The sequence below is a fragment of the Rhodococcus sp. EPR-147 genome, from assembly GCF_001647185.1.
In the GTDB taxonomy this organism is placed as follows: Bacteria; Actinomycetota; Actinomycetes; order Mycobacteriales; family Mycobacteriaceae; genus Rhodococcoides.
Genome location: NZ_LVCU01000054.1, coordinates 1 through 8,913, shown reverse-complemented (window position 1 = coordinate 8,913; position 8,913 = coordinate 1). Strand labels below are relative to the sequence as shown.

Below are 8,913 nucleotides of genomic sequence, written 5' to 3'. Positions count from 1 at the left end.
CGACCACCTGCAGGTTCTCGGCCGTCGTCAGCTGGCCGAACGACTGCTGACCCTGCGGCACATAGGCGAGCCCGCGAGCGACGCGGGCGCTGGGGCGCAACGCGCTCACGTCCTCGCCGTCGAACAGAACTTTGCCGGAATTGACCTTCAGCAAGCCGACCGCTGCCCGCAGCAGGGTGGTCTTGCCGGCACCGTTGTGTCCCATCACTGCGGCGACACCGTCGGCCGGAACCGTCAGCGACGCACCGTGAATGACTTCGCTGCGGCCGTAACCGGTACGTACATCGACCAGTTCAAGCATGACCGGCTCCCTCTTCTGCGATGTGATCGAGTTCCTCGCCCGCAGCCGCGGTGCCGAGGTACACCTCTTGGACCTTCGGATCGGCCTGTACCTCGGCCACTGTGCCCTCGGCCAGGACCCGTCCGGCTGCCAACACCGTCACCGAAGTGGCGAACATGCGCATGAAGTCCATGTCGTGCTCGACCACCACGACCGTCCGCTCACCGCCGATGCGCTGCAGCAGCTGGCCCGTTTCCTCGCGTTCCTCGTGACTCATGCCGGCGACCGGCTCGTCGAGCAGCAGCACGTCGGCGTTCTGCACCAACAGCATTCCGATCTCGAGCCACTGCTTCTGACCGTGCGCGAGAATTCCTGCCGGCTTGTCGCGCTCGGCCGTCAGGCCGATGGTCTCGAGTGCCTCCTCGATCTGCGGCAGCACCGATCCTCGACGACGCAACATTGTCAGCACCGACCGACCGGACCCGGCGGCGATGTCCAGGTTCTGCAATACCGTCAGATTCTCGAAGATGCTGGCGGTCTGGAAGGTTCGGCCGATGCCCAGGCGGGCGATCTGATGCACCTTCTTGCCGAGCAGTTCCACGCCGGATTTGGTGACCGAGCCGGTCGCCGGGACGAGGCCGGTGATGGCGTCGATCAGCGTGGTCTTGCCTGCGCCGTTGGGCCCGATGAGGAAACGCAGATCGCCCTGCATCAGCGTCAGATCGACGTTGGTGTTGGCCTTGAAACCGTCGAAACTGACTGTCAGGTCTCGGACTTCGAGGTACTGACTCGACATGCCGGCGTTGCCGCCGAACGTGGGTTGTGGACCTTCGACGTGGATCATCGCGTCAGTTCCTTCTCTGGCTCTTCGCTCGGTTCGGGTACCGCTTCGGCTTCCTTCTTTCGTTTTCGCAGCGCGAACAGTCCTGCGATACCGGCGGGGAAGAACCCGACGACCACCACGAACAACAGTCCCTGCGCGTACGTCCAGCCCGACGGGAACTGCTCGGACAGCGTGGTCTGAGCCCACGCGACTCCGAGCGCGCCGAGGACCGGACCGAGCAGGGTGGTACGACCGCCGATCGCGACACCGATGAGGAACGCGATTGACGGGACGATGCCGACGTCGTTGGGGGAGATGATGCCGACGATCGGAACGAACAGCGCGCCTGCGAGACCCGCGAAGAACGCGGCCGCCACGTAGGCCACGATCTTGACGTTGGCGGGGTCGTAGCCGAGGAACCGCACCCGCTCCTCCTGGTCGCGTACCGCCACCAACAGTTCGCCGTAGCGCGAGTACATGAGCTGGCGGGTGATGGCGACGACGACGAGGAGTACGCCTGCAGCGATGAAGAACAGCATCTGCTTGTTGGCCGGGTCGTTGAGGTTGAACCCGAAGAAGGTGCGGAACCTGTTGAGGCCGTTGGATCCACCGGTGGTCTGCTGTCCGATGAGCAGAATCGCGAAAGCCGCGGCCAGTGCCTGGCTGAGGATCGCGAAGTACGCGCCCTTGACCCGACGCTTGAACACGCCGAGACCGAGCACAAGCGCCACCAGGGCCGGCACGAACAGAATGCCCAGGATCGTGGTGATCGGCGAGGTGAACGGCACCCAGTACGAGGGCAGTTCACGGATACCGGCGATCGACATGAAGTCCGGTACGTCGTCGCCGCGGAGATCGGCGTCGGAGATCTTCAGATGCATGGCCATGATGTAGGCGCCGATACCGAAGAAGACACCCTGACCGAGGGTGAGCATTCCGCCTCGGCCCCATGCCAATCCGATTCCGACGGCCACGATGGCGTAGCAGATGAACTTGCCCAGCAGGTTCAGCCGGAAGTCGCTGAGGACGGCCGGAGCGACGGCGAACAACAGAATCGCGGCGAGCGCGAATCCCAGTAGAGCGCCGCGCTTGGCGATGAACTCGCTCATACCAGGCTCCTTGTCTTGACGGCGAACAAGCCCTGCGGTCGGGCCTGCAGGAAGATCACGATGAGCACGAACACGATGACCTTGGCGATCGACGCCGTGGTGCTGTACTCGATGAACGAGTTGAGAATTCCGAGAGCGAAGGCCGCGATGACCGCGCCCTTGATCTGGCCGAGGCCGCCGACGACGACCACCAGGAAGGCGTCGATCAGATAGCTCTGTCCCACAGTGGAACTGGTGGAACCGATCAGGGTGAGTGCGACACCCGCGACGCCGGCGAGTCCCGAGCCGAGGAAGAACGTCGAGATGTCGGTCCTGCGGCTCGAGATGCCCGAGGTCTCCGCGAGATCGCGGTTCTGCACCACCGCGCGGATGCGTCGACCCATCGCGGTCTTCTTCAGCGCGATCGAGAGCGCGACAACGACGACCACCGCGAGGACGAGGATGAAGATTCGGGTCTTGGGCACCACGGCACCGAGGATGTCGACGCCGCCGGTCAGCCACCCCGGGGACACGACGTTGACCGCCGGTGCCCCGAAGATGTCGCGAGCGAGCTGCTGCAGGATGAGCCCGACGCCGAACGTGACGAGCAGGGTGTCCAGTGGTCGGTGGTACATGCGCTGAATCAGCGTGACCTCCAACAACACTCCCATGGCGCCGCCGACGAGGAAGCCGACGATCAGAGAGATGAACAGTGATGCGCCGCCGGTGGAGACGATCTGCTGCACCACGTAGGCCGTGTACGAACCGGCCATGATGAACTCGCCGTGCGCCATGTTGATGACGCCCATCTGACCGAACGTCAGTGAGAGCCCGAGGGCGGCGAGCAAGAGAATGGATCCGATCGACAGGCCGGTGAACAACTGTCCGATCACGACGTCCATAGGGGAGCTCCTTCGGAGCATGTGAGTGGAACTTCGTAGCAGGCTACGAAGTTCCACTCACATGGGTGGTGGTCAGTTGAGGTCGGCGGCCCAGTCGTAGGTCTCCAGGAACGGGTCGGGTGCGATCGCCTCGGGCGACTCCCACACCGTGTAGATCAGTCCGTCGGCACGGATCTCACCGATGCGGGCGGTCTTGGAGATGTGGTGGTTGTCGCCGTCGATGACGACCTCGCCCTCGGGAGCGGCGAAGCTGACTCCGTCGGCCGCGGCCTGAACGTCTGCCACGGCAAAGGAATCGGCCTTCTCGACGGTGTTCTTCCACAGGTAGACCGAGGTGTACGCGGCTTCCATCGGGTCCGAGGTGGGCTTGTCGGCACCGTACTTCGCCTTGTAGTCGGCGACGAACTTGGTGTTCTCGGGGCTGTCGACGGTCTGGTAGTAGTTCCAGGCGGTCAGCTGGCCCTCGATGTTGGCCGCACCGATGCCGGCGACCTCTTCCTCGGCGATGGAGACCGAGATGACCGGCATGTCAGCAGCTTTGAGGCCGGCGTTGGTGTACTCGCGGAAGAACGCGACGTTCGAGTCGCCGTTGAGGGTGTTGAACACCGCGTCCGCGTCGGCCGAGCGAACCTTGTTCACGATGGTGGAGAAGTCCGTCGAGCCGAGCGGGGTGTAATCCTCGCCCTTGATCTCGATGTCGTTCGCGGCCGCGTAGGCCTTGATCTCACGGTTGGCGGTCTGCGGGAAGACGTAGTCGCTACCGACGAGGTACAGCGACTTCACACCCTGTTCCTTGAGGTAGTCCAGTGCCGGAATGATCTGCTGGTTGGTGGTGGCACCGGTGTAGAAGATGTTGTCCGACGCCTCGAGTCCCTCGTACTGCACGGGGTAGTAGAGGAGAGAGTCGTTGTCCTCGAACACGGGCAGCATCGCCTTGCGCGACGACGAGGTCCATCCACCGAAAACCGCTGCGACACAGTCGCTGCTGATGAGCTTCTCGGCCTTCTCGGCGAACACCGTCGGCTCGGACGCACCGTCCTCGGCGACGACCTCGATCTGCTTGCCGTTGACTCCGCCCGCTGCGTTGATCTGCTCGACGGCCAGTGCGATCGAATCACGCACCGTCACTTCGCTGATCGCCATGGTGCCGGACAGGGAGTTGAGCGAGCCGACCTTGATGGTGTCACCGGAGGTGTCGACACACGAGGTGGCAGAACCGCCGCCGCCGTCGGCAGAGGCGGTATCGCTCGCCTTGCTTCCGCAGGCGGTGGCAACGAGGCTCAATGCAGCCAGCGCTGCGGGAACGACCATGACGCGCTTGAAGGACATGCGCTTCGAGACAGCAGGCATCTACGGCCCTTTCGGAGGTTTTGTATACGGGGTTGTATTCGCGATTGCGAACAGTAAAGGGAAGTTATTGCGTCGGTATGTTCTGCGGTCACGAGTCTGTTTCCCGCGTTACGCGGACGTAAATGCCGCAGGATGACAACTCCTCTTGACATTTTATGACAAGCAGAGTTGACTTTCTGGCATGTCCGGAACGAACAACGTTCGCGCACATCGCAAACAGGCACGGATCACCCAGGCCGAACTCGGCAAAATCTGCGGGGTGAGCCGACAGAGCATCGTCTCCGTCGAGGGCGGCGACTATGCGCCGAGCGTCTACCTGGCACTGCGATTGGCCCGTGCACTCGATACGACGGTGGAAACACTGTTCGGAAACGAAGGAGAGGCAGAATCATGAGCGCATTCGTCAGAGCAGCCCGATTCGTCGGGGACCTCGACGACGAGTTCTACGCCGACGAACTCCAACGCGACATCTGGAACGAGGCCTCGGCCGTCGGATTCCAGTCGCTGCTGTGGATCGGGCTGATCGCAGGCGCGATCCTGCCCTTCGCGGCAGGCGTGACCGGAGCGTGGGTGGCGTTGGGCATCTACGTCGCGCTGATCGTCGTGGCCTACGTGGTTATCGGGTACGCACGCGCGCGAGGGATCGACATGTACACCGTGCAGGAGCTTCGGCGTGCCCGCATAGCCGTTGCCTCGGCGCTCTTCGTCCTATGTGGAGGGGGAGCCGCAATTCGTCTGCTCGCTCGCTACGGTGACGGCAATCTCGGGTCTCTGTGGATCGGGGTGGCCGTCGGTGCGCCGCTCGGCTTCGCCGCGGCGGTCGTTGGAGTCAAGGCGCATCAGCGTCGCCGGCGAGAAGCCGAGCTCGCCGCCGAGAAGGCCGAACTACAGGGCTTCGAGGAAACGGACTGACTCTCGTGTCCTTGATCACTCGCGCCGAGTATTACATGGTGCAAGGATACGTAAAGATATCGTTTCGAACAGTCCGCTCGCAGATCGGAGGAGCGAGAGGTATGTTCTGACCGATGACATCGAGATTCCCTGGATGTTCGCGGCTGCGGGTGGGCTGGTCGGAGGCGGGTTCGTAACGCGGACGATTGCGCCCCCGATGTAAAGAGAGGCTCGGGGTCGAGGCCGATGACGACGTGTGAAACCAATCCGTCTTCCATCGCGCCACGAAGCACCAACGAGACCACGTCGGACGTCCACCTTCTGGTGGAGCACGCTAACAGGGAAGTCGAGGCCGTGCGCAGAGACAAGAGTTACCTCAGACTCGTCGGGTCGAGCACGCCGCAGCCCACCATCGAGGCACTCGGCGGACCGAAGGCCATCACGGTCCACGTCGACAACGTCCTGCCGGGTCAGATGTGCGAGGTTCTGCACAACGGGATGCTGTCGTTGAGTCAGCGCGTGATCGTGGACGAGAATGCCACCAGCATCACCATCACCACGTTCAACCTCAAGCCGGGCGAATACAACGTCTCACTGCGTCTCGACGGACGCTTGGACTGCGTGACCGAATCGCTCACCGTCACCGTCGGCGAGGAGCTCGAGGTTCGTCGCAGCTCGTAGGACCCCACTTCTCACTGGAGATTCCTCGCCGCAGGCTGATGCTGGGTGATGCAGTGGATCCCGCCGCCTCGCTCGAACAGTGGCCTCGCACCGACGGTCACCACATCCCGGCCCGGGTACGCGTCGCGCAGGATCGCGGCCGCTTCGGCGTCGGACGGGTCGTCGTAACTGCAGGCGATGACGCCGCCGTTGACGACCAGATGATTGATGTAGCTGTAGTCGACGAATCCGTCGGCATCACGCAGTGTCCGCGGAGCCGGCACCTCGACGATGTTCCAGTCCGCACCCGAGCCGTCGTGGGTGGCCCGCAAGGTGTCGACGATCAATGAACTGACCTCGTAGTCGGGGTGAGCCCGGTCGTGTTGCCGATGCACCAGCACTGTTCCCGGTGACGGAATGGCCGCGACGATGTCGACGTGTCCTCGGGTACCGAAACGCATGGAATCGCGCGTCAGTCCGCGCGGCAGCCAGATGACATGCTGCGCACCGATGGTTCGTGCCAGTTCCGCTTCGATGTCGGCTTTCGACAGCCCGGGGTTGCGCCCCGGATCGAGCTGTACGGTCTCGGTCACCAGCACGGTGCCTGTGCCGTCGACCGCGATGCCGCCGCCCTCGTTGACGATTGGCGACGTGATTCGCTGCACAGCAGCCTGATTCGCGACGAACTCGCCGATACGACTGTCCTTGTCCCACTGCGCCCAGTCCTGCGCACCCCAGCCGTTGAAGACCCAGTCGACGGCGGCGACCGAACCGTCCTGTGCATGAACGAATGTCGGACCGATGTCGCGCATCCAGGCGTCGTTCAACGGTGCTTCGACGATGTCGATATCGCGCGAGAGGTATGTCGATGCGACGGCGCGTTCGGCCGGATCGACGACGACGGTCACCGGCTCGAACGCGGCAACGGCGTGTGCGACGGCCGCCCACGTGGAGCGGGCCTCGTGCTTGGCCGCCGGGTCGTCTCCGAGGGAGTAGCCCTCGCACGGGAACGCCATCCACACCTTGTCCTGCGGAGCGGTTTCGGATGGCATCGTGAATGTCGTTGCAGTGGTTGTCATTTGATCACCGGAGTCGCGGGATGTCCGTCACCGTACGGGGCGTCGGTGTTCACCGGCTCGGTGAGGCGGCCGTACGTGTCGGGTCTGCGTGTCAGTAGGAACGGAAAGAGCTCCAACCATTCTCGACGCTGATCGAGGTCGAGATCGGCGACGAGGACGGCCGATTCGTCGCGGGGTGCCTGAACCAGGACGCGGCCGAACGGATCGGAGATGAACGACGAGCCGTAGAAGGTTATCGCGCCTTCGTTGCCGCAGCGGTTGGGTACCACCATGAACAGGCCGTTCGAGATGCCGTGGCCGACGATGACGTGTTGCCACAGCGGTTGGGTGTCGAAGGCCGGGAACGACGGCTCGGACCCGATGGCCGTCGGATATGCGAGAATCTCTGCGCCGCCGAGCGCGTAACTGCGCGCGACCTCGGGGAACCACTCGTCCCAGCATGTGGGTAGGCCCACTCTCGCTCCGCCGAGTTCCGCGGGGGAGTACACGGGATACGGGTCCTCGGCCGGACCGGCCCGGAAGTAGGTGTCCTCGTAGTAGCCGGCCGAGATGGGGATGTGCAACTTGCGGGTTCTCGCCAGCAGTTCTCCCGTCGGCGAGACCATGATGGCGCTGTTGAACCCCAATCCGTCTGCGGCTTCGGACTTCTCGTACAGCGAGGCATGGACGATGACGCCGTTCGCGGCTGCGGCCTCGGCAGCGAGAGTGAACGTGGGCCCGGTCAGCAGATCCTCGGCTTCACTGCCCGGGTTGGCTCCGGCGCGGGTGTCGGCGGGGTAGCGCAACAGGGTGATCTCGGGCAGGAAGACGACCTTCGCCCCGAGGTCCGCGGCAGCGGCGATGGCGTCGAGCAGTTCGGCCTTCAAGCCTGCGGCATCGGGGTTCCAGCGATGCTGCACCAGTCCGACGCGGAGCGGCGCGCGATCGGTTGGGGTGGTGCGGGTCAGAGCCTCGGGGGCCGAGAGATTGGTGAGTGTCAGCATGCTGATCTCCTGTTAAAACGAATGTGATTCGTTAAGTATCGTGGATGTCTGCCTCGAACGCAACAGATACGGGAGAAATGCTGTGGGACGACCGTCGGCACCCCTGCTCGACCTCGATCGCATCACGACGGCGGCCCTGACTCTCGTCGAAGAGTCGGGTGGATTCACCATGCCTCAGCTGGCCAAGAGGCTGAAGGTCAGTCCGTCCTCGCTCTACAACCACGTGGCCGGACGTGACGAGATCATCGAGTTGCTGCGGGGCCGGGCGATGTCCGAGGTGGCGATGCCGGAGGTCGGTGTGCCGTGGCGTGAGGCGCTCGCCTGGATCGCACGCGGCTACCGAAACAGCTACGGACGCTACCCGCGGCTGATTCCACTGCTGACGGCTCAGGCCGTGAACAGCAGCGCTGCGTTCGGGATGTACAACACGCTGGCGCGGGTGCTGACTGACGCCGGCTTCGTGCCGGGCGACGTGCTCCGCATCATCACCGTGCTCGACAGTTACGTGTTGGGTTCGGCGTTGGATCTGGCAGCTCCCGAGGCACCGTGGCTCAGCAGTCGCGACGTGGAACCGGAACTGAGAGCTGCCCTGGACACCGCGGGAGATCTGCGAGAGCGATCCGAGGATGCCTTCGAATACGGACTCCGAGCGCTGCTGGCCGGATTCGATCCCACGCCTGCGGACATGCTCGACGGTTAGGTCTTCGGCAACACCTGCAGGTTCATCTTGACCTTGACGCAACGTCAATGCCGATCATCGAAGCATGAGTCGAATCCGTCTTGCCGTTCCTCTGTACATCGGTGGCGCTTCGTTGTCCCTTTTCGGCAACTCGGCGATCACGATCGTCCTACCCTGG

General features: G+C 63.6%; 11 protein-coding genes. 4 read left to right on the top strand and 7 right to left on the bottom strand.

Translation table 11 applies throughout. From position 1 onward, the window contains the following. The 5 genes from A2J02_RS02325 to urtA all read right to left on the bottom strand — a co-directional run. On the bottom strand, positions 1-301 hold a 301-nt coding region (locus tag A2J02_RS02325), incomplete at its 3' end, for an ATP-binding cassette domain-containing protein (RefSeq protein WP_156516046.1). After that, entirely contained in the window at positions 294-1,124 is an 831-nt protein-coding gene (urtD, locus tag A2J02_RS02320) for an urea ABC transporter ATP-binding protein UrtD (RefSeq protein ID WP_068046248.1), read from the bottom strand. The genes urtD and A2J02_RS02325, both read right to left, overlap by 8 nt. After that, a complete protein-coding gene (gene urtC, locus A2J02_RS02315) occupies positions 1,121-2,212 on the bottom strand; it encodes an urea ABC transporter permease subunit UrtC (protein ID WP_068046246.1) in 1,092 nt (363 codons plus the stop codon). Before urtC ends, urtD begins: the two co-directional genes overlap by 4 nt. Then, a complete protein-coding gene (gene urtB / locus A2J02_RS02310; RefSeq protein ID WP_068046242.1) occupies positions 2,209-3,093 on the bottom strand; it encodes an urea ABC transporter permease subunit UrtB in 885 nt (294 codons plus the stop codon). The genes urtC and urtB overlap by 4 nt, the downstream gene beginning before the upstream one ends. Positions 3,094-3,165: 72 nt before the next feature. After that, complete coding sequence (urtA, locus tag A2J02_RS02305; protein WP_068046239.1) at positions 3,166-4,443, bottom strand: urea ABC transporter substrate-binding protein; 1,278 nt, start codon at positions 4,441-4,443, stop codon at positions 3,166-3,168. A 181-nt stretch (positions 4,444-4,624) separates the two neighbouring features. On the opposite strand from urtA, the gene A2J02_RS02300 reads away from it, so the two are divergent. From A2J02_RS02300 to A2J02_RS02290, 3 genes are all read left to right on the top strand, one after another. Next, positions 4,625-4,837: a helix-turn-helix transcriptional regulator gene (locus tag A2J02_RS02300; protein ID WP_068046235.1), complete on the top strand. Its 213-nt coding sequence runs from the start codon at positions 4,625-4,627 to the stop codon at positions 4,835-4,837. Continuing rightward, complete coding sequence (locus A2J02_RS02295) at positions 4,834-5,355, top strand: hypothetical protein (protein WP_068046232.1); 522 nt, start codon at positions 4,834-4,836, stop codon at positions 5,353-5,355. Before A2J02_RS02300 ends, A2J02_RS02295 begins: the two co-directional genes overlap by 4 nt. A gap of 225 nt (positions 5,356-5,580) precedes the next feature. Next, complete coding sequence (locus tag A2J02_RS02290; RefSeq protein ID WP_068046230.1) at positions 5,581-6,015, top strand: hypothetical protein; 435 nt, start codon at positions 5,581-5,583, stop codon at positions 6,013-6,015. An 11-nt stretch (positions 6,016-6,026) separates the two neighbouring features. On the opposite strand, the gene A2J02_RS02285 is transcribed toward A2J02_RS02290, so the two are convergent. Together A2J02_RS02285 and A2J02_RS02280 are read right to left on the bottom strand one after the other, a co-directional pair. Further along, positions 6,027-7,046, bottom strand: coding sequence for an agmatine deiminase family protein (locus A2J02_RS02285; protein WP_156516045.1), 1,020 nt, complete (start codon positions 7,044-7,046; stop codon positions 6,027-6,029). A 23-nt stretch (positions 7,047-7,069) separates the two neighbouring features. After that, positions 7,070-8,056: a nitrilase-related carbon-nitrogen hydrolase gene (locus A2J02_RS02280; protein ID WP_068046224.1), complete on the bottom strand. Its 987-nt coding sequence runs from the start codon at positions 8,054-8,056 to the stop codon at positions 7,070-7,072. A gap of 82 nt (positions 8,057-8,138) precedes the next feature. Between A2J02_RS02280 and A2J02_RS02275 the strand changes: the two genes are divergently transcribed. Continuing rightward, positions 8,139-8,756 (top strand): TetR/AcrR family transcriptional regulator C-terminal domain-containing protein, encoded by a 618-nt coding sequence (locus A2J02_RS02275; RefSeq protein ID WP_068046221.1) that lies wholly within the window; start codon positions 8,139-8,141, stop codon positions 8,754-8,756. Positions 8,757-8,913 lie beyond the last annotated feature (157 nt).

Bases quoted from the DNA above. Each gene is read 5' to 3' on its own strand.
- urtD (WP_068046248.1), bottom strand. From the start codon at position 1,124: ATGATCCACGTCGAAGGTCCACAACCCACGTTCGGCGGCAACGCCGGC.
- urtC (WP_068046246.1), bottom strand. From the start codon at position 2,212: ATGAGCGAGTTCATCGCCAAGCGCGGCGCTCTACTGGGATTCGCGCTC.
- urtB (WP_068046242.1), bottom strand. From the start codon at position 3,093: ATGGACGTCGTGATCGGACAGTTGTTCACCGGCCTGTCGATCGGATCC.
- urtA (WP_068046239.1), bottom strand. From the start codon at position 4,443: ATGCCTGCTGTCTCGAAGCGCATGTCCTTCAAGCGCGTCATGGTCGTT.
- A2J02_RS02300 (WP_068046235.1), top strand. From the start codon at position 4,625: ATGTCCGGAACGAACAACGTTCGCGCACATCGCAAACAGGCACGGATC.
- A2J02_RS02295 (WP_068046232.1), top strand. From the start codon at position 4,834: ATGAGCGCATTCGTCAGAGCAGCCCGATTCGTCGGGGACCTCGACGAC.
- A2J02_RS02290 (WP_068046230.1), top strand. From the start codon at position 5,581: ATGACGACGTGTGAAACCAATCCGTCTTCCATCGCGCCACGAAGCACC.
- A2J02_RS02285 (WP_156516045.1), bottom strand. From the start codon at position 7,046: ATGCCATCCGAAACCGCTCCGCAGGACAAGGTGTGGATGGCGTTCCCG.
- A2J02_RS02280 (WP_068046224.1), bottom strand. From the start codon at position 8,056: ATGCTGACACTCACCAATCTCTCGGCCCCCGAGGCTCTGACCCGCACC.